General features: G+C 63.7%; 16 protein-coding genes and 1 tRNA gene. 5 read left to right on the forward strand and 12 right to left on the reverse strand.

Annotated features, from left to right (window positions below; all coding sequences use genetic code 11):
- Nucleotides 1–279 precede the first annotated feature (279 nt).
- The 6 genes from RT582_RS00045 to RT582_RS00065 all read right to left on the reverse strand — a co-directional run bounded on the left by RT582_RS00045 (nucleotide 280) and on the right by RT582_RS00065 (nucleotide 5,975).
- Nucleotides 280–2,064 carry a DUF927 domain-containing protein gene (locus RT582_RS00045; protein ID WP_312726497.1) on the reverse strand — a complete coding sequence of 595 codons (1,785 nt, stop codon included), beginning with the start codon at nucleotides 2,062–2,064 and terminating at the stop codon, nucleotides 280–282.
- Nucleotides 2,065–2,188: 124 nt separating this feature from the next.
- On the reverse strand, nucleotides 2,189–2,437 hold the full coding sequence (locus RT582_RS22420) for a helix-turn-helix transcriptional regulator (RefSeq protein WP_126527058.1): 249 nt from the start codon (nucleotides 2,435–2,437) through the stop codon (nucleotides 2,189–2,191).
- A 146-nt stretch (nucleotides 2,438–2,583) separates the two neighbouring features.
- Nucleotides 2,584–2,659 (reverse strand) — tRNA-Thr (locus RT582_RS00050).
- Between the two features lie 70 nt (nucleotides 2,660–2,729).
- Entirely contained in the window at nucleotides 2,730–3,962 is a 1,233-nt protein-coding gene (locus RT582_RS00055) for a methyltransferase (RefSeq protein WP_313476084.1), read from the reverse strand.
- A gap of 92 nt (nucleotides 3,963–4,054) precedes the next feature.
- Nucleotides 4,055–5,431: a TRAP transporter large permease gene (locus RT582_RS00060; protein ID WP_125860971.1), complete on the reverse strand. Its 1,377-nt coding sequence runs from the start codon at nucleotides 5,429–5,431 to the stop codon at nucleotides 4,055–4,057.
- Nucleotides 5,424–5,975, reverse strand: a complete 552-nt coding sequence (locus RT582_RS00065) for a TRAP transporter small permease subunit (protein WP_023447031.1) — start codon at nucleotides 5,973–5,975, stop codon at nucleotides 5,424–5,426. The genes RT582_RS00060 and RT582_RS00065 overlap by 8 nt, the downstream gene beginning before the upstream one ends.
- A gap of 294 nt (nucleotides 5,976–6,269) precedes the next feature.
- Between RT582_RS00065 and RT582_RS00070 the strand changes: the two genes are divergently transcribed.
- Nucleotides 6,270–7,376, forward strand: a complete 1,107-nt coding sequence (locus RT582_RS00070; RefSeq protein ID WP_313476086.1) for a TRAP transporter substrate-binding protein — start codon at nucleotides 6,270–6,272, stop codon at nucleotides 7,374–7,376.
- 83 nt (nucleotides 7,377–7,459) lie between these two features.
- Here the strand turns inward: RT582_RS00070 and RT582_RS00075 are convergent, their stop codons facing one another.
- From RT582_RS00075 to RT582_RS00090, 4 genes are all read right to left on the reverse strand, one after another.
- Nucleotides 7,460–7,885 (reverse strand): OsmC family protein, encoded by a 426-nt coding sequence (locus tag RT582_RS00075; RefSeq protein WP_104098215.1) that lies wholly within the window; start codon nucleotides 7,883–7,885, stop codon nucleotides 7,460–7,462.
- Between the two features lie 42 nt (nucleotides 7,886–7,927).
- Nucleotides 7,928–8,236, reverse strand: a complete 309-nt coding sequence (locus RT582_RS00080; protein ID WP_014821988.1) for a DUF2388 domain-containing protein — start codon at nucleotides 8,234–8,236, stop codon at nucleotides 7,928–7,930.
- A gap of 66 nt (nucleotides 8,237–8,302) precedes the next feature.
- Nucleotides 8,303–13,012, reverse strand: a complete 4,710-nt coding sequence (locus RT582_RS00085) for a PAS domain S-box protein (protein ID WP_313476088.1) — start codon at nucleotides 13,010–13,012, stop codon at nucleotides 8,303–8,305.
- 191 nt (nucleotides 13,013–13,203) lie between these two features.
- A complete protein-coding gene (locus tag RT582_RS00090; RefSeq protein WP_313476089.1) occupies nucleotides 13,204–14,808 on the reverse strand; it encodes a L,D-transpeptidase family protein in 1,605 nt (534 codons plus the stop codon).
- A 209-nt stretch (nucleotides 14,809–15,017) separates the two neighbouring features.
- On the opposite strand from RT582_RS00090, the gene RT582_RS00095 reads away from it, so the two are divergent.
- Nucleotides 15,018–15,731 (forward strand): murein L,D-transpeptidase catalytic domain family protein, encoded by a 714-nt coding sequence (locus tag RT582_RS00095; RefSeq protein WP_313476092.1) that lies wholly within the window; start codon nucleotides 15,018–15,020, stop codon nucleotides 15,729–15,731.
- A 169-nt stretch (nucleotides 15,732–15,900) separates the two neighbouring features.
- Here RT582_RS00095 and RT582_RS00100 read toward each other — a convergent pair whose 3' ends face one another.
- Both RT582_RS00100 and RT582_RS00105 read right to left on the reverse strand, forming a co-directional pair.
- Nucleotides 15,901–17,685, reverse strand: coding sequence for a GspE/PulE family protein (locus RT582_RS00100; protein WP_014821984.1), 1,785 nt, complete (start codon nucleotides 17,683–17,685; stop codon nucleotides 15,901–15,903).
- 106 nt (nucleotides 17,686–17,791) lie between these two features.
- Nucleotides 17,792–19,156: a CYTH domain-containing protein gene (locus tag RT582_RS00105; RefSeq protein ID WP_125898178.1), complete on the reverse strand. Its 1,365-nt coding sequence runs from the start codon at nucleotides 19,154–19,156 to the stop codon at nucleotides 17,792–17,794.
- A gap of 113 nt (nucleotides 19,157–19,269) precedes the next feature.
- On the opposite strand from RT582_RS00105, the gene RT582_RS00110 reads away from it, so the two are divergent.
- The 3 genes from RT582_RS00110 to argE all read left to right on the forward strand — a co-directional run bounded on the left by RT582_RS00110 (nucleotide 19,270) and on the right by argE (nucleotide 22,530).
- Nucleotides 19,270–19,947: a TIGR00153 family protein gene (locus RT582_RS00110; RefSeq protein ID WP_031298440.1), complete on the forward strand. Its 678-nt coding sequence runs from the start codon at nucleotides 19,270–19,272 to the stop codon at nucleotides 19,945–19,947.
- 39 nt (nucleotides 19,948–19,986) lie between these two features.
- A complete protein-coding gene (locus RT582_RS00115) occupies nucleotides 19,987–21,252 on the forward strand; it encodes an inorganic phosphate transporter (protein WP_014821981.1) in 1,266 nt (421 codons plus the stop codon).
- Between the two features lie 117 nt (nucleotides 21,253–21,369).
- Nucleotides 21,370–22,530, forward strand: coding sequence for an acetylornithine deacetylase (gene argE / locus RT582_RS00120; RefSeq protein WP_104098221.1), 1,161 nt, complete (start codon nucleotides 21,370–21,372; stop codon nucleotides 22,528–22,530).
- Nucleotides 22,531–22,540: the final 10 nt, after the last annotated feature.

Below are 22,540 nucleotides of genomic sequence, written 5' to 3' on the forward strand. Positions count from 1 at the left end.
ACTAGGCCGATGCAGCGCAAACCAAGCCGGACACGATCACCGCTAATCTCTATTCTTTTTTGAAGTTATCGGTGGTACAGGTGCGACAAGGGGGACAAGCAGGACTGACATGGGCTGAAGTTGTATCTCGCAGCTCGGAGGCGGGTGGTACAGGCGGTACAAGAGGCTGGCGTTGTACCACCTGTATCCCGCTTCCTTCGGGAGGGCGGTACAGCCAAAAGCCCCATAACTTGGGCCTGTACCCCTTGTATCACGCGTCCCGCGTGGAAATGCTTTGGTTCAGTCGGGACGCGAAAGGAGCTCGGGGTTGATCCAGTAGAAGCGGTCTTTACCTCCCTCTGGGAGCCGCTTTTGTGCCTGGTTTTTTCCAGGCTCACGCTTGGCAATAGCACCGACAGAATCTAGAGCGCGTACTACGCGCCCCAGATCGTAGCCCTTTGCTGCTTCTTCTAGCCCTGAGCGATTAAACAAGTATAAGCGGCTCCCATCAGCGGCCTCTTCCCACAGACCAGCCCGATCTCGAACAGCGGGGCTACCGACTGCGGCGCTTTGGAAGCGCGTTTCTGCGTGGCGGGCGATAAAGTTGCTGATGCTGTCCAGGACCTTTCGGTTTTCGCTTGGGCCTTCTCCTCTGACAGCACGCCAAGAGGCAAACAGCTCTCGCATCGCTTCACGGGCTGCACCGGCCGGCAGGGGCAGGATGCCAAAGCTGATAGCCAGTTCGCCGGTCATTGCTACCAGCGCAAAGCGTTCAGCAGCTCGGCTTTCCTGGCCGCTGCAGCACGGGTACTGATCGCGAAATTTCTCCAGCAGATCAGGCAAGTGGCAAAATTCCTCGCTTTCAATGAGTCTGCGAACGAACTCCGGGCCGGCGTGGCCATAGTGGGTCATGCTGCCCTTTCTGATGGCATCCGAGAATCGTCTGCCGTCTTCCATTCCATGCAGGTTGTCCCATGCGCCATGAGTGCGGTAAGCGGAGATATCCAACAGCCGAATCTCCTGTCCGGCACGGATGCGTTGACCGCCTTCGGCCATAAAGGCACCTAGACCCAGTTCGCCGGTAGAGAACAGCATGATCCGCCAGCGCTTTGTCTTCTTGGCTGACCCGCTGCGGGTGGCTCGCGTTTTTCCAGTCCCGTTAGCTAGTGCGTAAACAACTGCACCAACCTCGCGCGCGTCTGCTTCGCCTATTTCGTCGAGAGCCAAAATGGTGTCATTTCGCTCGTTGGCAATACCTTCCAACCCGTTGCCGGTAGCAAGCCAGGTTCGTAAGAATTTTTCTCCGTGTCCCCAAACGGAGGCACCGGCAATGGTGGCGATCGTTTTTCCGGTGCTCGAATCTCCGACTAGGTGAAAGCCACCACCTTTCATCTGAACATGAAAAAGAATGGGCCCGGCTAGGGATGTGCATATGCTTAACAGCAGCAGAGGATTGCCAGCGCACATGCTGCCAATGCTGCTTTGCCAGCCATGCAGCGTCCCTCCGACACGGTAGTCGTCCTGCGTAGCGTCTTCGCTCTGGTAAACCGCCTGGCCCTCACCGATATTCTGGCGCGGCATGATGAACAACTTATCGCCATGCCAGCCTGTCTCTGTTGCCGCAATCACGCGAGCTGAAGGGCGCTGACCAGCGATAAACGCGGTGACTTTCGTGCGGTGTTCGTATGAGACATCCAGGCCCATGGTCAGCAGGGTGCCGAGGATCGAGTCGCTTTTGCCGGCGAGCAGCAGGTTCGGCATAGCCCACTTTCGTTCCTGTCCGTCCAAATTAATGAAACTGATCAGGCGGCCGTAATCGGTGCTCTGCAAGCTGCGAGTGATGGCCTCCACCTCAAGAGGGCCGCAAATCCACTCGTGAGTGCTCTGCTCGCCGAGCTTAGAGTCCCAAGTGCTATGTAGCCAGACGCCAGGACGAAGCCTTTGACCATCGTGCCAGATCTCTTCGTACTGCACGCTGAAGCCGTTACTCGGGATAGTGGTGTGTTTCTTATCCATTGAGGGTATGGCGGTGACGTTCTTGGCCGGGCTGGGTAGCACGCTGGCCTGCTTTTCTGCAGTTGGCATAAAGCGCTCCTCATTTTTCGGGCGCAAGGGAGCCCGCAAAGCCATAAATGACTGGCTTCGATAGAAAAAAAGATTGGGATAGCCCTCTAGACGGCTGTGGCTCGATTAGAGGGCGAGGCGGGCGTCAGGCTTCGAGCGTGAGGAAGTGTTCAACGTCCCTGCGTACCCACAAAAGGCGCCGCCCAAAATGGCGTGGTTGCGGAAAACCGGGGTTTTGTCGCATACGCCAGAGGGTCGTGCTGCTGCAGCGCAGCAGCTGACAGAGCTCGGCGCTAGTCAGGAAGATTTCGTGTGGCATGGCAGGTGCTCCTTGTGATGTGTAGAAACACTGTGCCGTTCTGTGAAAGCTTTTTGGGCTGGAATTCGACCACATTCTTGTAGGTTTAGGATTTCGCCACGATGGGTCAGGGAAGCGCTTCAGTTGTCGACTGATGCACAGCTCCGACGATGTGTTGAGCAAAGTGTTGAGCAGAAACGAAAAAGGCCCACCTTGCGGTGAGCCTAAGTCGTTGATTTCTATGGTGCCGGCACCAGGAGTCGAACCCGGGACCTACTGATTACAAGTCAGTTGCTCTACCAGCTGAGCTATACCGGCATTTGAGGGTCGCCATTATATCCATTGCGCGCGACGAGTAAACCGTTTGATTACGGTGACTTGCGGTCGCTTATTCAGGCCGCGTCACATTCTGCGCGGGCGCGTCGAGTTCGGCGAGCAACAGCAGGTTGCGCGGCGTCAGTTGGCTGGGGCAGAAGGTGCCCAGCCGAACGCGGTAGCCCTGTTCTTCCAGCAGTAATGCTCGGTCGAGCAACAGCCAGAGTTCGAGTGGGCGGCGGAACAAGCCGCGCACCAATTCCAGGTTGCGAACTTCGGCCAGGCGCTGCCAGCCTGTGCGCTCCAGTGCCGGCCAGTCCTCGTCACCGGGCGCGGGTAGTTGCTTGAGCGTGGCGAGGTCGTGGCAGTAGTCGGCGAAGTCTTTCTTCAGCCAGGCGCCGGGCAGCGACGGGGTCGGCAGGTATTCGTCCTGCTGGCGCAGGCGGCGCTGCAGGGTATCGAAGCCCAGGCGCCAGGCCATGGACTGGTCGCGGTTGCGCCGTTCGCGTGCGCCCGCGGTGACGGTTTCGCTCAAAGGCAAACCGAGGTCATCGCGCGTGAGCTGCAAGGACGAAGCGCCGGCTGTCTGTGACAGTGGGACGTACTGCTCATCGGTGATGCGGTTGTAGCAGCAGGGTGCCACCGCAAGCTGGCGGCATTGTTTGGCGACGGCCAGTTGCAGCAGGCGAACATGCAGGTCGCCGCAGGCATGCAGGGCGACTGCCGTATGCGTGGCGTGCAGCTGGTCCCCTGCATCGGAAGCCAGCACATCCTGGCAGCGGTGCGTCGCCTCGACGCCGAGTCGTTCGCTCAGCTGGTCGCCGGCGTTGACCAGCACTTCGTCCCACTCAAGGCAGGTCAGTGCGGCGCCGTTTCTGGCCAGATGCCGGCCGAGATGACCTTTACCGGAGCACCAGTCGAGCCAGTGCCGCGGCGTTTCGCGAAAGTGCAGGCGCGCGCCGAATGCCTGGATCTGCAGCGATTTGCGTCCCGGTATGTCGAGGTTCTGGCGATGAGCCACAGCCGGCGGCTCGCTTGCGGGCAGTTCGTCGATCTGGCTCAGCTCGCAGGCGATCGCAGCCAGCTGCGGGAAAGGTGCCGGTGCGGCGAGTTCGCTTGGTTGGTTGTGCGCAGCTTCGGCGTCGGCCAGCGAGCGTGCCCGGAGCCAGGCGGCGAGCTCAGGGTAGTCGTTTTCCCAGGGCAGGCTTCGGCAGACGAATGGACGCGGACGCCAGAGAGCCTGGTGCGCGCTCAGGAAACGGTCGAGTGCCTGGAAGCGTTCGAGCAGAGAAGGGGAGGCTGTCATCGGCGGGCAGGCGTTCGGGCGGGAGCCGATTGTAGCGGGATGCTGCGGTAGGAAGCACAACGCCCGTCGAGGGACGGGCGTTGCAGTTGCAGTTACTGGCCGTAGACCTGTTCCGGTAGCCAGGTAACGATTCCGGGCCACATGTAGGCCACTACCAGCATGCCGATCTGGATCAGGATGAACGGCAGCACGCCCTTGTACATCACACTGGTCGGTACGCTGCGGGGTGTGACGCCGCGCAGGTAGAACAGCGAGAAGCCGAAGGGAGGGGTGAGGAACGAGGTCTGCAGGTTGATGGCGAACATCACGCCGAGCCAGACCGGGTCCAGGCCCATGGCCAGCAGGATCGGGCCGACGATGGGCACCACCACGAAGATGATCTCGATGAAGTCGAGAATGAAGCCCAGCAGGAAGATGACCAGCATCACCACCAGGAACGCGCCGAGCACACCGCCAGGCAGCGAATGCAGGGCATCTTCGATCAGCACTTCACCGCCAAAGCCGCGGAACACCAGGGAGAACAGCGACGCACCGATGAGGATGAGGAACACCATGGAGGTGATTTCGGTGGTGCCGAAGGCTACCTGCTTGAGCTGGGCGAAATTCAGCTGGCCCTTGGCGATCGACAGCAAGGTCGCGCCCAGGGCACCGATCGCCGCAGCCTCGGTCGGTGTGGCGTAACCGGCGAGAATCGAGCCGAGCACTGCGGTGATCAGCGCCAGCGGTGGCAGCAGCGCACCGATCAGCTTGCCCCATTCGATCGGCCCCAGTTCTTCCTGCGGCAAGGCGGGCAGCTTCTTCGGCTGGAAGATCGCTACCGCGATGAGGTAGAGGATGTACATGCCAACCAGCACGAGGCCCGGGATCAGCGCGCCGACGAACAGGTCGCCGACCGACACGGTCTTCGGCGAGAAGATGCCCATCTTCAGCTGTGCCTGCTGGAATGCGCTGGACATCACGTCGCCGAGCAGGACCAGGATGATCGAGGGGGGAATGATCTGACCGAGGGTGCCGGTGGCGGCGAGGGTGCCGGTAGCGATCGCCGGGTCGTAGCCGCGACGCAGCATGGTCGGCAGTGCCAGCAGGCCCATAGTGACCACGGTGGCGCCGACGATACCGGTGCTGGCCGCAAGCAGCGCGCCGACCACGCAGACCGAAATCGCCAGGCCGCCACGCATGGTGCCGAACAGCCGCGACATCGATTCCAGCAGGTCTTCGGCGACGCGCGATTTCTCCAGCATCACCCCCATGAAGACGAACAGCGGTACCGCCAGCATCGTCTGGTTGTTCATGATGCCGAAGATGCGGTTCGGCAACGCGTGCAGATAACCCACGTCGAACGAGCCGGTGACCACGCCGATGCCGGCGAACAGGAGTGCCATGCCGCCAAGGGTAAAGGCGACCGGATAACCGGACATCAGGGCGAAGCAGATGCTGATGAACAGCAGGATGGCCATGATTTCACCCATGCTTCACCTCCTGCTCTGCTTCAGGCAAACGACCGGCCAGGCGGTAGCCGGCCTTGATCAGGTCGGAAAGGCCCTGCAGGGCGAGGCTGCCGACCAGCAGCAGGATGATGCTCTTCTGCAGGTAGACGAACTTCAGCCCGCCCGACTCGTTGGAACCTTCGTGAGTCGCCCAGGAACTGGTGACGTAGTCCCAGCTGTTCCAGCCGAGGAACAGGCAGACCGGCAGCAGAAAGAGCAGGTGGCCAAGACCGTCGACGACGGTCTGCCTGCGACTGCTGAACTTCTGATAGAAGATGTCGACGCGAACGTGGCCGTTGCGCTGCAGGGTCCAGGCGGCGGCGCCCATGAACACCAGCGCATGGCCGTACATTACCGCTTCCTGCAGGGCGATGGCGCCGATGCCGAAACCGTAGCGCAGGACCACCACGACGGCGGTACCGATGACGAGAAACAGGGTGATCCAGGCACAGAGCTGGCCGAGGCGCATGTTGAACGCATCGATGAGGCCAGCCACGCGCAGCAGGGGCGGGGGGCTCTGGGACATTTGTAGTCCTTCTTAGGAGACGCAAGGTTGGCGGGAGAGGGCGATTCTTGCAGTACTGGCGCTTTGCAGCAATCGGCCTACGACTTTTAGCTTATGCGCTAGGCTTGAGGCGCCGGAGGCTCTAATGTTAGTCGAGCCCGGAGTGGCGGATGCATTTCCGGCGCAGGTTTCGCCGTACGAGCCAGCGGTCAGCCTGACTCAGGGACTCGAAACGGAACGAAAGGCGCAAGGCGGTCCGGCAAAAAGCGTAGCCTTGCCGTTGCGCAATAAGAACAAATAACAAGGAGTAACCTCATGAAACGTCGTGACATTCTCACCGCCGCTGGCGTAGGCCTGGCAGCAACCGCTCTGGCTGGCTGCAATGACAAGAGCGAGAAGCCGGCAGCGGGCGAAAGCAAGCAGGCCAGCGAACAGCAGACATTCAACTGGAAGATGGTCACCTCCTGGCCGAAGAACTTCCCGGGCGTAGGCGTCGGTGCCGAGCGCTTCGCCAATCTGGTCAACGAAATGAGCGGTGGCCGGCTGAAGGTCAAGGTCTATGCCGCCGGCGAGCTGGTCCCGGCGCTGGAAGTGTTCGACGCGGTATCGCGCGGCACCGCCGAAATGGGTCATGGCGCACCTTACTACTGGAAAGGCAAGGTCCCGGCGGCGCAGTTCTTCTGCGCGCTGCCGTTCGGCCCGAACGCGCAGGAAATGAATGCCTGGCTGCATCGTGGCGGCGGCATGCAGCTGTGGGAAGAGGTCTACAAGCCCTACGGCGTACTGCCGATGGCCTGTGGTGCCACCGGCGTGCAGACCGCCGGCTGGTTCAACAAGGAAATCAACTCGGTCGACGACTTCAAGGGTCTGAAGATGCGTACCCCGGGCCTGGGCGGCGAAGTGCTGACCAAGATGGGCGGTACCGTGGTGAACATGCCGGCTGGCGAGATATTCACCGCCCTGCAGACCGGCGCGATCGACGCCACCGAGTGGATCGGCCCGTACAACGATCTGGCCCTGGGCCTGCACAAGGCTTCCAAGTACTACTACACCCCGGGCTGGCAGGAGCCGAACGTCACCTTCGAGCTGGACGTCAATCTCAAGGCCTGGGAAACCCTGCCGGATGATCTGAAGGCCATCGTTCGTGCCGCGGCGCGTGACGTCAACGGCGACATGCTCGATGACTACAACGCCAAGAACATGGAAGCGCTGGAGCAACTGCGCGAGCAGGGCGTCCAAGTACGCCGCCTGCCGGACGAAGTGCTGTCCCGCCTGAAGGAAGTGGCGGCTGAAGTGGTCGACGCCTCTGCAAACGCCGATCCGGTGGCGGCCAAGGTGTGGGAGCAGCAGAGTGCCTATCTCAAGCGGTTGTATGAATACGCCGAGCTGAACGAGAAGGACATCTACAACATCCGCGGCTGATAGCTACCCCGGATGCGAAAACGCCACACCGGCAACGGTGTGGCGTTTTTTTTGCGCCCGAGCTTCGCGCGATGGAGGCGCTGTCAGCCTTCCAGCGTCGCGTTCAGGCTGATGCGAGCGTTGAGTACCTTGGATACCGGGCAGCCTTCCTTCGCCTGATTGGCGATCTGCTGGAACTGCGCGTCATCCGCGCCTTGAATCCGCGCCTTTAGGGTGAGATCGATAGCCGTGATGCTGAAGCCTTCGCCATCCTTGTCGAGTGTGACCTCGGCGCGGGTTTCGATGCGTTCGGCGGTCAGCCCGGCCTGGCCCAGCATCATCGACAGCGCCATCGAGAAGCAGCCGGCATGGGCCGCGCCGATCAGCTCTTCCGGATTGGTCCCCGGCGTGTCTTCGAAGCGAGTGTTGAAGCCGTAGGGGTTGTCCTTCAGTGCACCGCTCTGAGTGCTGATGGTGCCCTTGCCGTCTTTCAGGCCGCCTTGCCAGACGGCGGAAGCGCTCTTCTTCATGAACTGACCTCGAATGAATGCGTGAATGGGTTCAGCGTGCCGCTATTGAAGCTGTTCGGCCGCGAGGATCGCGCTGGCCAGCTCCATGTCGGTGGCTTCCAGCTGCGGCTGCTCGCTGCGCAGTTGCTGCAGCATGGCTTCCAGATACGGGCCGCGGATCTCGCCGTTGCTGGCCACGAAGCTGCCTGCATCCTCGCGCGCAGGTATCACCAGCTTGTCGTCCTTGAAGGTCATGTAGGTGGATGCGGTGGTCGCACCCGAGGAGAGAATGTCGCGGACCAGGCCATCGGCTACGGCGCTACCAACCGGCACCAACGCCAGGGTGAACGCTGCGAAAAGTGTCTTGCGCATGAGCGGAAACCTCCTTGCTATCGTTCTTCTGAGAGTGCGATGGGCGAAGGAGAGTTCCGGTTGTCGCTAGTCGCGCCCGTCGATCAGGCGCCGGATGCGGGCGGCGAGGATGTCGATGCTGAACGGTTTGGCGAGGATATCCATGCCGGGTGCGAGGAAGTCGTTACGCATCTCGTCGTCCGGTACGTAGCCGGTGATGAACAGCACCTTCAGTTCGGGGCGGTGCTGTCGCGCGCTTTCCACCAGCTGCCGTCCGTTCAGGCCGGGCAGGCCGAAATCGGTGACCAGCAGATCGAGGCGCCGATCGCCGTGCAGGTAGGGCAGCGCGCCATTCGCATCGACTGCTTCCAGCACCTGGTAGCCCAGCTCCTGCAGCACCTCCACGACGAGCATGCGCACGGCGGCCTCGTCCTCCACCACCAGCACGATCTCCCCGTTCGTCGCGCTGGTCACCTCCGTCGATTGCGACGCTGCAGGCGGTAGCTCGTCCCGGGCCTCGTTGCGCGGCAGGTAGAGGATGACCTGCGTGCCTTCGCCCAGCGTGCTGTCGATGCGCACGTGACCACCGGTCTGCTTGGCGAAGCCGTAGACCATCGACAGGCCTAGGCCGGTGCCCTGGCCGATCGGTTTGGTGGTGAAGAATGGATCGAATGCCTTGGCGATGGTCTGAGCCGACATGCCGGAGCCGTTGTCGGTGACGCTCAGCACCACGTAGTCGCCCGGTTCGGGGGCGTCCGGCTGGCGCTGTTGGATCCGTACATTGCGCGTGTTCACCCCGAGGCGTCCGCCATCGGGCATGGCATCCCGGGCATTGATCACCAGGTTGAGCAGGGCGTTTTCCAGTTGGTGGCCGTCGGTGTAAGCGAGCCAGACATCTGCCTGCAGCTCGACTTCCAGGCGGATGTGCTCGCCCATGGTGCGACGCAGCATGTCCTCCATCGACACCACCAGCAGGTTCACGTCGACCGGTTTGGGGTCCAGCGACTGGCGACGGGCAAAGGCCAGCAGGCGATGGGTCAGCGCCGCGGCACGGTTGGCCGAGGTGGTCGCGGCGTCGATGTAGCGGTCGAGATCGCCGGTATTGCCGCCGGAGACACGCCGCTGGATCAGGTCGAGCGCGCCGAGCACGCCGGTCAGCATGTTGTTGAAGTCGTGCGCCAGGCCGCCAGTGAGTTGCCCGATGGCTTCCATCTTCTGCGCGTGGCGCAGCGCTTCTTCGGCGCGCTCGCGCTCGGCCATCTCGATGTGCAGCCGGCTGTTGATCGCCGCCAGCTCGCGGGTACGTTCGGCAACCCGGCGCTCGAGGCTGTCGTTGAGCTCGCGCAGCGCCTCTTCGGCGGCAACCTGGGCAGTGACGTCAGTATTGGTGCCGAACCAGTGGGTAACCTGGCCGAAGTCGTCGCGAATCGGCAATGCGCGGGAGAGGAACCAGCGGTACTTGCCGTCCTTGCCGCGCAACGGAAAGGTTTCTTCCCAGATCGAGCCGATGGCAAAGGCGCGCTTCATCGAGGCGCTGACCCGCTCATGATGGTCCGGGTGGTTCACCGTGCGCCAGCCAAGGGCGCGCATGGCTTCGTCGGTGGTGCCGGTGTAGTCGTACCAGCGCTTGTTGTACCAGTAGATGTGGCCGCTGGGGTCGGCCATCCAGGCGAACTGGCTCATGTTGTCGGCGAGGGTGCGGAACTGCTCTTCGCTCTCCCGCAATGCGCGTTCGGCGCGCATGCGCTCATCGGCGGTCCAGGCGCGGTCGGCGACTTCGCGGATGAACGAGATGTCGTCGTCGAGCCAGGCGCGCGGCTGTTCTTCGAGCAGCATCATCACGGCGGAAATGCGGCCCTGCTCGAACAGCGGGACGCAGACGATGCTGCGGATCTGGCTTTCGGCGAAGTTCTCCGCATGGCTTGCAGTGCGGGCGTCGTGCAGCACGTCTTCGATCACGACCAGTTCGTTTTCCTGCAGATCGTAGAAGAAGTCCCCGTAATCGGCGAAATGCACCACTTCGCTGCTGCTGTCCGAACTGCCGTCGCTCCAGTAGCGCTCGATGGTGGCGCTCTGGCTCGGTGCATCGACACTGGCGAACAGCACGCGGGAAACACCGATGGTGCGGCCGATCACGCTCACCGCGGCATGCGCAATGGTCTGGCTGTCGTGCTGCTCGCGCAGCAGGTCGCCCAGTTCGATCAGCGCGGTCTGGCGCTGCTCGGCCTGCTGGCGATCCTTGATCTGCTCTTCGAGCATCTCGTTCATGCGCAGCATGCGTTCGGCAGCGTTGCGTTCGGCGGTGATGTTGCGCGCGGTACCGAGGATGCGCACCTTGCCGCTGGAATCGACGAGCCGGCGGCCACGATTGGCGAGCCAGACGAACTCACCGATGCGGGTATCGAAGATGCGGTAGTCGAGCTGGAACTCGCCGTCGCCACGTCCCGCCAGGGTCTCGCCCAGCGCCTTGAGCAGCACGCTGCGGTCGTCCGGATGGATCCGCGCAAGAATCTCGTGCACACCCAGCCCCGGCTCATCCGGCGCCAGCCCGGCCATGGCCTTGAGTTGTGCGTCCCAGTGCAGCGAATGATGGCTGTCGCGGTATTCCCAGACGCCGATCGAGGCGATCTCGTTGGCGAGGCTGATGCGCTGCTCGGCTTCGCGCAGGGCCTTGCTGGCCCGCATGCGCTCGGCCGCGGCACGGATGCGCTCCAGCACCTCGCGCGCCAGGCCGATGTCATCCGGGCTCCAGGGCAGCGGCTGGCTGCGGACGAACATGAGCAGCGCGGGCTGGGTGCCGGACTCGACACCTGGCAGCTCGGTGAACAGGACCGAGCGGGCGGCCAGATGTTGCAGCAGCGAGTCACTGCCTGACGTGTCTTCCTCGAGCACGACCAGGTTTTCGTCTGGCAGGCGGTCGATGAAACCGGCGGCGTCCGCTTTCAGGCCATGACGCCCTATCCGGCTCGGAGCATCCACAGCCAGCCATTCCTGTTTCACGGCCAGCGTGCCGTCCTTCACGGTCCCCCAGGCGATGCAGTCACAGTGCGTAAGCCGGGCCAGGCGCTCGTCGAGTACGCAGCAGACATCGACCCGCTCGCTGCAAGCCTGCAGGCAATCGCTCAGTTCGAGAAGAAAGGCCTGCAATGCCTGGTGCTGGGTGCGCTCACTGATGTCGCTAAAGGTGCAGATGGCGCCCTGCAGCTCGCCGTCGCGGTAGATCGGCGCCACCCGGTATTCCACCGGCAGGCTGCTGCCGTCGACGCGGAAGAAAAGTTCGTGCTCGACGTGGCGTGGTTCGCCGGTTGTGGCGGTGTGCTGGATCGGGCAGTCCTGCACCGGGTAGGGGCTGCCGTCCGGATGGCTGTGATGGATCACATGGTGCAGCTGGCGGCCTAGCACTTCCTCGCGGCTGGCGAAGCCCAGCAGGTTGAGGAAGGCATCGTTGCACAGGGTGACCATGCCACCGCGGTCGATGGAGTAGAAACCTTCGTTGGCCGAATCCAGCAACAGGCGGGTGAAGGCTTCGCTCTCCAGCCGCTGCATCTCCGAGCGCCGGCGGCTGTCGACGTCCTGGGCCACGCAGACCCAGTGCAGCAATTGTCCGTCGGCATCGTAGATCGGTGCGGCGCTGACCTGGAACCAGCGCGGCTGGCCATCGATGTCGCGCAGGAGCAGTTCGAGCTTGAACGGTAGTTGGCGTTGCAGCGCGGCCTGCCATTGTTCGGCCGTACGCTGGCGATCGTTCGCGGAGACCGCGACAAGCCAGCCGTCGCCACGTGATTGCTGCTCGTCCAGGCCGGTGAATTCGCACCAGTAGCTGTTGCAATAGCTCAGGCTGCCATCGGCATCGCATTGCCAGACCACCTGTGGACTGAGGTCGACCAGCGTGCGGTAGCGCTCCTCCATTTCCCGGGCGAAGCTCTGCTGCAGCCGCGCTTCGGTCAAATCGCGGAGGATTTTGACGAAGCCCTGCGGCTTGCCGTCGTGCAAAAGCGGAGTGAGCACTCCACTGGCCCAGAAGCGGGAACCGTCCTTGCGCTGGTGCCAGCGTTCATCGATGGCGCTGCCTTTCTCGCTTGCCGTGCGCATTTCCTGCTCAGGGGCGTGTTGTGCGCAATCCTCTTCGGTGAAGATGCGGGCGAGTGGCTGGCCGATCATCTCTTTGGCAGTCCAGCCGAGCATGCGCTGCGCACCGCTGTTCCAGCTGGTGATGCACCCGCGCGGGTCGCTGGCGAGAATGGCGTAGTCCTGGGCGCTGTCGATGATCTGGCGGCTGCGCGCGTCTTCGCCGCGCAAGCGCCGCAGTTCCAGCAGCGCCATGACCTGGCGTGCCAGTGCCTGCAGCTGCGCGCCCTGACGCGGCGAGAGCTCGCGTGGCTGGCGGTCGCAGACGCACAGCGTACCCAGCGGCAGGCCGTCGTCGTCGCGCAGGATCGCCGCGGCATAGAAGCGAGCGGGCTCGCCTGCGGCGAGACGTGGCATTTCCACGGGTGCGCTGAGCTCGCCGCTGTGCCTGGTGATCAGCGGCTCGGATTGCAGGATCGCGCGGGCACAGAGCGAGCGCGCGAGCGGAACGGGCTCGCGCTGGAGCGCGAAGGCGCCCTTACAGTACTGGTATTGGTCATCGATGAAATGGATCGCCGCCGCCGGACAGGCACAGAGGTCCGCAGCCATGGCGGCAAGCTCATCCAGCTCCGCGTCGCACGAGGCGTCGAGCGCGGCATAACGAGCCAATGCGATCAGCCGTTCAGCTTCATTCCAGGTCGCTGTGAGGGCGCTGTGTTCGGCGTTCAAGGTGTCCTGCTCGGCTATCCATGGCACTGAGTAATTCAGACGGGGCTGTCAGTCGACCACCCTTCAGCGGCGGGTGTGTCGAGCGGTCAGCAAAAGACTACGCCGAGCCTGCTTGGTTCAGGCAGCAGGCGACGAAACTCCCGACGAACGGAACGCCTCGCGGGTGCCCGCACCGGGTCGTCAGCGTTGCGCTAACGCGCCGCGTCCAGCGCCCTGAGGAGCGCGGCATCGCGCTGGTAGATGTCCGGGCGATAGCGCAGCTGGCCGGTGTCGTCGACGGCCGCGGTCCAGTAGGCCATCAGGATCGGCGTGCGGCGCGCCAGGCGGTACTCGTGGGTCTTGCCGGACTGCAGCAGTCTGGCGACGGTCTCGCGCTCGTCTTCGTCGAGTAGCAGATCGACCAGCTGCAGCGCCCCTTCGACGCGCACGCAGCCGGAGCTGAGGGCACGCTGGCTGAGATCGAACAGCGGCTTGCTCGGCGTATCGTGCAGGTACACCGAGAACGGGTTGGCGAAGCGGATCGCCACCTGTCCGAGCGGATTGGCCGGACCTGCCTCCTGGCGCAGCATGATGTTGCGCGGTGCATGCCAGTCGATGCTGGCCGGGTCCAGGTCGTTGCCCTGAGCATCGAGCACGCGCATCCCGTGACGCGCGAGGTAGCCGGCGTCCTCGCGGATCAACGGCAGCTTGTCCTGCTGCAGGATGGTCGGAGGTACGGTCCAGGTAGGGTTGAGCGTGAGTCGGGTGATCTGCGATTTCAGCGGCGGCGTCTGCCGCATCTGGCGGCCGACCTGGGTGCGCGTCTGCCAGAACGGACAGCTGTCGCGGTAGTAGATCAGCCGTGCTCCGGCGATATCCACCAGCAGCGATTGCGGCTCGAGGTCGCGGCTGATCCAGCGCAGGCGCTCCAGATTGATACGCACCTGATCGAGACGGCTGGCCGGGCTGACGTTCAATGCGGCCAGAGTGCCGGCGCCGATCACGCCGTCGGCTTCCAGACCATGTCGCGTCTGAAAGCGGCGCACCGCCTCGACCAGCTCGTCGTCGTAGCGCGGCTCCAGCGCCGCCGTACTGGCGGCGCCGGCGAGCAGCATTTCGCGCAGCAGCGGCACACGTTCATCGCTCATTCCGGGTCGCAGCGTCGTGCCGTCCGGCAATGGCCGCCAGGCCGGCAGCGGCGCCAGGCGCAACCGCGCATAGGCGGCGCGCAAGTCGCGGTACAGCGCAAGGGCCGGGCGGGCGCGCTCGAAGGCCCGCGGCAGATCGGTAAGGCCCTGCACGGCGATCTGCAGCAATTGCTGGCTATCGTCGCGCTCCGCGGCGTCGGGGCTGCGCCAGATCGGCTCGACATCAGCCTGGCGCAGGCGACCACGGGCCAGATGGTGCAGCGCTTCCAGATAGGCGTGGCTGGTGAGGATGTCAGCGCATTCGCGATGCAGCGGCGCGGTCGACGACTGATAGAGCTGCTCGCGTATGCGTGCCGGCTGATATTGCACAGGGTCCAGGCCGTCATCGGCCAGTTGCGCGAGCTGCTGGAGCAAACCGTCGAGCGTCGCATAGGAATTCCACACCGGCTGGTGATGCACGGCTGCATAGAATGCCGACAGGCGCTGCAGCGCCTCTGGTTCCAGCCTGTCCGGCATCGCCGTGCAGCGCTCTGGCAGGCTCATCAGCGCGGTTTCGAGCGGCGTCGGCGTTGCGACGAGCGGCTCTGCCGAGGCCGCGAGCGGGGCGAGGCAGAGCCAGACGGCAAGACGGAATGCACATTTTTTGAACAATTTATCGCTCCAGGCCATTCCCGTGACTGCTAGACTGCGCGCCTGTAGGGCCGCCGTTCCGGTGTCTGCCGGCATTCTTTCGGGCCCATAAAAACATATCCTGCCGGGCATTGGGCGCACGTTCGTCCCGTCCGGCTTCGTTGCGCTGCTGCTGTGTTCGGCAGCGAGGATGCGGCGCCGGCCAGACAGGAAGTCGTCAGGCCGGGCCCGACGAGGTTGCTTGCTCGATGATGTCCATGCTTCGACGTGCCTGCCTGGCGGCGGGACTTTTCGTTCTCGCTTCGCCTGTCTGGGCGGCCGGTGCAACCTATCAGCCGATGGTCGCCAGCCTGGCCCGATTGGCGCCCACGCTCGATCGCGAGGTTCTAACCCACGCCGTCGCGGCCATGCAATGCGCCGTCAACAACGGTGCAAGTGCTGCCCAGCGTCTGGCGGTGATCGATTTTTCGCTGCCCTCCAGCGAGCGACGGCTGTGGATCTTCGATCTGGAAAAGGAGGAGCTGTTGCTTGAGGACCTGGTCGCCCATGGCCAGAAGTCCGGCGACAACCACGCCACGCAGTTCTCCAATACGGTTGGCAGTCACCAGTCCAGCATCGGTCTGTTCCGCACCGCCGAAAGCTACAGCGGCAAGCATGGCTACTCGCTGCGCATGGACGGTCTGGAGCCGGGAATCAATGACCGCGCCCGCGAGCGCGCCATCGTCATCCACCCGGCGGCCTACGTGAATCCTTCCTGGATCGCCACCCAGGGCCGCATCGGCCGCAGCCAGGGCTGCCCGGCGGTACGGCCTGAGGTGGCGCGGATGGTGGTCGATAGCCTCAAGGGCGGCCAGTTCATGTTCTCCTGGTACCCCGACCAGCAATGGCTGCAATCCTCGGCGTATCTCAACTGCAAGCCCAACGAGGTGGCGACCATTCTCGCTGCACGTTCGGGCGGCTGATGCAGCATTCGAATCGTCGCAAGGGTCGGCGTCATCGGCGCAAGTGCGGGCACTGACGCAGGTGCGGTCCGAGCTGGCGTAGGGTGGATCACGCTTCATCGATCCACCGGACGGAGTTGTGGTGGATGTAAAAAGCGACATCCACCCTACAAACGCCTCGCGCCTCCGGCTATTTCTGCTCGCTCTGCGGCGTCACCCGCAGCACTTCTTCCACGGTGGTCAGGCCGGCGGCGATCTTTTGGGCGCCTGAGAGGCGCAGGCTGCGCATGCCGTCCTTGAAGGCCTGGCGGCGCAGGGCGACGATGTCGGTGTCGGCGGTGATCAGCGGCTTGATCGCGTCGTTCAGCAGCATGATCTCGTAGACCCCGGCGCGACCGCGGAAACCGGTGTCGCGGCATTCCAGGCAGCCTACCGCCCGTTGCGCGGTGGTCGGCAGCGGGGCGTTCCAGGGTTTGGTCAATGCGCTCCAGTCGTCTGCATCCAGCTGCATCGGCGCTTTGCAGTGCGGGCACAGCGTGCGCACCAGGCGCTGGGCCATGACGCCGAGCAGTGTGGCCTTGAGCAGGTAGTGCGGCACGCCCAGTTCCAGCAGGCGGGTGATCGCGCTGGGGGCATCGTTGGTGTGCAGGGTGGAGAGCACCAGGTGGCCGGTCAGTGCGGCCTGGATGGCCATCTCGGCGGTTTCCAGGTCGCGGATCTCGCCGACCATGATGATGTCCGGGTCCTGACGCATCAGCGCGCGCACGCCGCTGGCGAAGGTCAGGTCGATGTTGTGCTGCACCTGCATCTGGTTGAAGGCGCCTTCGATCATCTCGATCGGGTCCTCGATGGTGCAGACGTTCACCTCGGGCGTCGCCAGCTGCTTGAGCGTGGTGTAGAGCGTGGTGGTCTTGCCCGAGCCGGTCGGCCCGGTGACGAGGATGATGCCGTTGGGCTGGCTGGTCATGCTCTGCCAGCGGCGCAGGTCGTCGGCGGAAAAGCCCAGCTGGTCGAAGCCCTTGAGCAGCACTTCGGGGTCGAAGATACGCATCACCATCTTCTCGCCGAACGCGGTGGGCAGCGTCGACAGGCGCAGCTCGACTTCGCCGCCTTCCGGCGTCTTGGTCTTGACCCTGCCATCCTGCGGTTTGCGCTTCTCGGCGACGTTCATCCGGCCGAGGGACTTTAGTCGGCTGACCACCGCCATCGTCACCTGCGGTGGAAACTGGTAGACGTTGTGCAGCACGCCGTCGATGCGAAAGCGCACGGTGCCTTGCTCGCGGCGTGGCTCGATGTGGATATCGCTGGCGCGCTGCTGAAAGGCGTACTGGAACAGCCAGTCGACGATGTTGACGATGTGCGAGTCGTTGGCGTCCGGTTCCTGATCGCTGGCGCCGAGGTTGAGCAGCTGCTCGAAATTGCCGACGCCGCTGATTTTCTGATCGGTACCACTGGCGCCGCTGACCGACTTGGCCAGGCGGTAGAACTCGACGGTGAAGCGCTGAATGTCGCTCGGGTTGGCCACCACGCGCTTGATCGGGCGCTTGAGCACGTGGGTCAGGTTGGCTTCCCAGCCGTGCACGAAGGGCTGGCTGCTGGCGATGGTGACGGCGCTGTTGTCCACCGCCACTGCGAGGATGCTGTGGCGCTGGGCGAAGGCGTAGGACATCAGTGGGGTGACGGCGGCGACGTCGATCTTCAGCGGGTCGATGCGCAGATACGGCTGACCGGCGCGTTCCGCCAGCCAGACGGTCAGCGTTTCCAGATCGAGCTTCTTGCCCGGCCGCTGCAGATCATCAAGCTGCTGCGCGGCGAGGAATTCCAGCGGATGCTGCTGGTTGGCCACCGCGCTGCGGCGGACCGTCAGGCATTGTTCGGCGCTGTCCTGCGCGACCCGCCCCTGGGCGACCAGCTCGCGCAACAGATCGGCGAGATCGAGAGGGCGGTCCTGGGAGGGCGAGTTCAGCACGGACATGGGATTCCTTCGACGCGGCGGCGGGAAAAGCCAAGCTTGCCGCTAAAGCCCCGGCGTTGTCTGCCGCCGGGGTTCAACTTTGAGCAGCTTGCGCCGTCTTGGGGCGTTATTTCTCCAGCTGCTTCCAGGCTTTGAGCGTCCAGACCAGGTGCGCCTGCTCGACGCGCATTTCCAGCGCTTGCTCGTCGATGGGCTGGCGGGCCAGTTCATGCAGCTTGGCCAGCTCGCCGTACAGTCGATCGACTTCCGGCAACTCCAGCACGCTGCGGGCCAGATGCAACCAGACCAGCAGGCGCTCCATGCGCGGGCTCTGTTCGGCGAGGTCTTCGGGTTGTTGCTGGTAGCGCGGCAGTTGCAGGGCCTTGGCTTCTTCCGCCAGCAGATGCAGCAGCCACTTGCCCAGCTCGGCAGCGCCCTGACGATCGCCGCGCGCATTGCGGCCTTCGGTCCAGCTGCGCTGCAGCAGCCACAGCGAAGCTTTCAGCGACAGCAGGCCCCAGCGGGTCTGGCCCAGTTCCTCGGCGAACTGCACTGGTGCGGCCTTGCGCACGCCTTCATCGTCCTGGCCGGCTTCGACCCGTGGGCGCCAGTCCTGGATGAGCGCGTCGAGCAGTTCACGCAGCTCACGACTGCTGGCGCGCGGGGCGGCCTGGCCGAGGCTGCCGAGCAGGGCGCGCAGCTCGATCAGTTGCTGCAGCCAGTCACTCAGCAGTTTCCAGCGGCCATTGAAGCGGTACTGCTCAGCCAGACGCTGGCTGTTACCCAGCAGCTGCCAGCCGAGGGCTACCACCGCGTCATCCAGCGGCATCGTAGCGTCGAGTGCCGGCGCCGGCAGCTGCAGATTGTAGCCATCGGCGTCATGCAGTCGATAACCGCGCTCGGCCTTGCTGATGTCGCAGGGCATCAGCGGCAGGTCGGCGGCCAGCTCTGCCGCCAATTCCAGCAGCGCTTCCGGATCGCCCTGGCGCAGCTCGAGCTCCAGCTCGCAGATTTCCTCGGACTGCTTGCCGGCCTTGACCTGGCCGAGATCCAGCGCCGCCTCGATCACCACCTTGGTCTTGCCACGGCCCCAGGCAATTTCAGCTTTCTCGCGCACGAAGTCGGTGGTGAAGATCGGCTTGAGGCTTTTCTTGTCCAGCTCGGCGAGGCTGGCCGGCCAGCAGTCGTCGCCAAGCTTCTTGGTGTCGAGCTTGGCCTTGTCCAGATACCAGTCCCACTCGTTGCGCTCGGAAAGCCCGGCGACGCTCTGGCCGCGGCTTTTCAGGGTCTGGATAAACTGCTCGCCGTCGCGGCGCAGGCGCAGCGCGACGCGGGCCTGGGCGAGGTCGCGCTCGGCGGTGTCGTAATACTGGTTGAACAGCTCATGGCGCGACCAGCCACTCTTGTTGCGCTTCTTCAGCAGCGGATGATCGCGCAGGGCGAGCAGGGTTTCGCGGCTGGCGCGTAGCTTGATTTCGGTTTCTTTCTGCATGGTGCCGACTGGGTGCCTATGATGTGTGGATGTTGCAGCCTGATGACGCACGGTAGCAGGCGTGATGGCCTGTCCGTATACTTGCCGCCTCTTTCAAGCCGGGGCTTTACCCTATGCCAGTCAATCCTTTCGTCAGCTTGTTCGGACGTTCGCCAATCGGCCCGATGCAGCAGCATATGGCCAAGTCGCATGAGTGTGCAGCGAACCTGGTACCGCTATTCCAGGCGGTCATGGCCGAAGACTGGGAGAAGGTCGAGCAGATTCAGCAGCAGATGTCGCAGCTGGAAAACGAAGCCGACAAGCTCAAGAAGAGCGTTCGCCAGCACCTGCCCAAGAGCCTGTTCCTGCCGGTGCCGCGCTCCGATCTGCTGGACCTGCTGAGTGTACAGGACAAGATCGCCAACCGCGCCAAGGACATCGCCGGCCTGATGCTGGGTCGCTGCATGACCATCCCGCAGGCACTGCAGCCGCAGATGCTCGCCTACGTGCAACGCACCGTGGATGCCAGCGCCCAGGCGTTGAAGGCGCTGAAGGAACTGGATTCGCTGCTGGAAACCGGCTTCAGCGGCCGCGAAGCCACCCTCGTCGAAAAGATGGTCGAAGAACTCGAGGAAATCGAGCGGGAAACCGACCGCATGCAGATCACGGTTCGCCGTGCGCTGTTCCACCTGGAAAAGGATTTGCCAGCAGTCGACGTGATCTTTCTCTACAAGATCATCGAATGGATCGGTGATGTAGCCGACCGCGCCGAGCGCGTCGGTAACCGTCTGGAACAACTGCTGGCGCGCTGAGGCGCCAGCATCCTTTCTGGGTTCAACAGGTAATTCCTTATGTCTCTTATTGCGGATTACGGCTTCGTACTCCTGATCCTTGCCTGCGCATTCGGTTTCTTCATGGCCTGGGGCGTGGGCGCCAACGACGTGGCCAATGCCATGGGTACTTCGGTCGGTTCTCGGGCACTGACCATCAAGCAGGCCATCGTCGTGGCCATGATCTTCGAGTTTTGCGGCGCCTACCTGGCCGGCGGCGAAGTCACCGAGACGATCAAGAACGGTATCGTCGACGCAGAGGTTATTTCCCCTGACCTGATGGTGCTGGGAATGATGTCGGCGCTATTGGCCGCCGGCACGTGGCTGCTGATCGCCACCATGAAAGGCTGGCCGGTTTCCACCACGCATTCGATTATCGGCGCGGTGATTGGCTTCGCCGCGGTGGGTGTGTCCACCGATGCGGTGCATTGGGACGCCATCGGCCCGATCGTCGCCAGCTGGGTGGTCACCCCGATGCTGTCCGGCATCGTCGCCTTTGGCCTGTTCATGAGTGTGCAGAAGCTGATCATCAATACCGATCATCCGTTCGAGAACGCCAAGCGCTTCGTGCCGCTGTACATGTTCCTGACCGGCTTCATGGTCGCGCTGATGACGGTCACCAAGGGCCTCAAACATGTCGGTCTGACCCTCAGCAGCGGCCAGGGCATCCTGCTGGCCTTCGGCATCGGCCTGCTGGTGATGCTCGTGGGTATCGCACTGCTCTCGCGGATCAAGGTCGACGTCGAGGCCGACAAGACCTTCCACTTCGCCAGCGTGGAGAAGGTGTTCGCCGTGCTGATGATCTTCACCGCCTGCTCGATGGCCTTCGCCCATGGCGCCAACGATGTCGCCAACGCGGTTGGTCCGCTGGCCGCCATCGTCGGTGTGATCGAGTCCGGCGGCGCCGCCGACATCGCGGCCAAGTCCGCCGTGCCGGGCTGGGTGTTGCTGCTCGGTGCGATAGGTATCGTCATCGGTCTGGCCACCTACGGCTACAAGGTGATCGCCACCATCGGCAAGGAAATCACCGAGCTGACGCCAAGCCGCGGTTTTGCCGCCGAACTGGCTACCGCGACAACCGTGGTCGGCGCATCGGCCATCGGCCTGCCGGTCTCCACGACTCACACGCTGGTCGGAGCGGTTCTCGGGATCGGTATCGCGCGCGGTATCGGTGCGCTGAACCTGGGTGTCGTGGGCTCGATCTTCATGTCCTGGTTGATCACCCTGCCGGCCGGTGCATTCCTGGCGATCGTCTTCTTCACCGTGCTCAAATTCATCTTCACGTAACTCCGGCCGATGCCGTCTGCGCCCCGCTTCGGCGGGGCGTTTTCGTTTGTGGGTCCCGCCGTGGCGCGTTTCATGCTTCACTGCAGGCTCGTTCCGATTGCATCACGGAGGTAGCCGGTGCCCATTCCATCATTCAAGGAGCAGTTCGCTGCGCTCCTCGCGGCACCCTCGGTCAGTTGTACGCAGCCGGGCTGGGATCAGAGCAATCGTCCTGTGATCGAGTTGCTCGCGGCCTGGCTCGGTGAGCTGGGCTTCACCTGCGAAACGCCGGAAGTCGCGCCGGGGAAATTCAACCTGCTCGCCAGCTATGGCAGTGGTCCCGGCGGGCTGGTGCTGGCCGGGCACAGCGATACCGTGCCGTTCGATGCCGCGCTGTGGCAGTCCGATCCACTGAAGCTGCGCGAGGCCGATGACCGCTGGTACGGCCTCGGCAGCTGCGACATGAAAGGCTTCTTCGCGCTGATCATCGAGGCGGTTCGGCCGCTGCTGGAGCAGCCGTTCCGCCGCCCATTGCTGATTCTCGCCACCTGCGATGAAGAGAGTTCGATGTCTGGCGCCCGTGCCCTGGCCGAAGCCGGCCGGCCGCTCGGGCGCGCGGCGCTGATCGGCGAGCCCACCGGCCTGCGCCCGGTACGCCTGCACAAGGGCATCATGATGGAGCGCATCGATATCCTCGGACAGAGCGGGCATTCGTCGAACCCGACCTATGGTCACAGCGCGCTGGAAGCCATGCACGGCGTGATCGGCGAGATGATGACGCTGCGCCGCCAGTGGCAGGGCGAATACGACAACCCGCTGTTCGACGTGCCCAAGCCGACGCTCAACTTCGGCTGCATCCATGGTGGCGACAACCCCAACCGCATCTGCGGGCAATGTTCGCTGGAGTTCGATCTGCGCCCGCTGCCGGGCATGGACCCGCAGCAGCTGCGGACGATCATCCGCCAGCGCCTGCAGCCGCTGGCCGAACAACATCAGGTCAAGATCGACCTGGCGCCGCTGTTCCCCGCGGTGCCAGCCTTCGAGCAGACGGCGGAAAGCGAGCTGGTCCGCCTGGCCGAGCGCCTCACCGGGCACCAGGCCGAGGCGGTGGCGTTTGCCACCGAAGCGCCTTATCTTCAGCAGCTCGGCTGCGAAACGCTGGTGCTGGGGCCCGGCGACATCGCCTGCGCGCACCAGCCCGACGAATACCTGCAGCTCGATCGCATCGAACCGACCGTGCAGCTGCTGCGTCGGATGATCGAGCACTACTGCCTGCAGCCGCAGACCGCCGCGAACTGACTCCAATACA

It is taken from the genome of Stutzerimonas kunmingensis (genome assembly GCF_032106285.1).
Lineage (GTDB): Bacteria > Pseudomonadota > Gammaproteobacteria > Pseudomonadales > Pseudomonadaceae > Stutzerimonas > Stutzerimonas kunmingensis_B.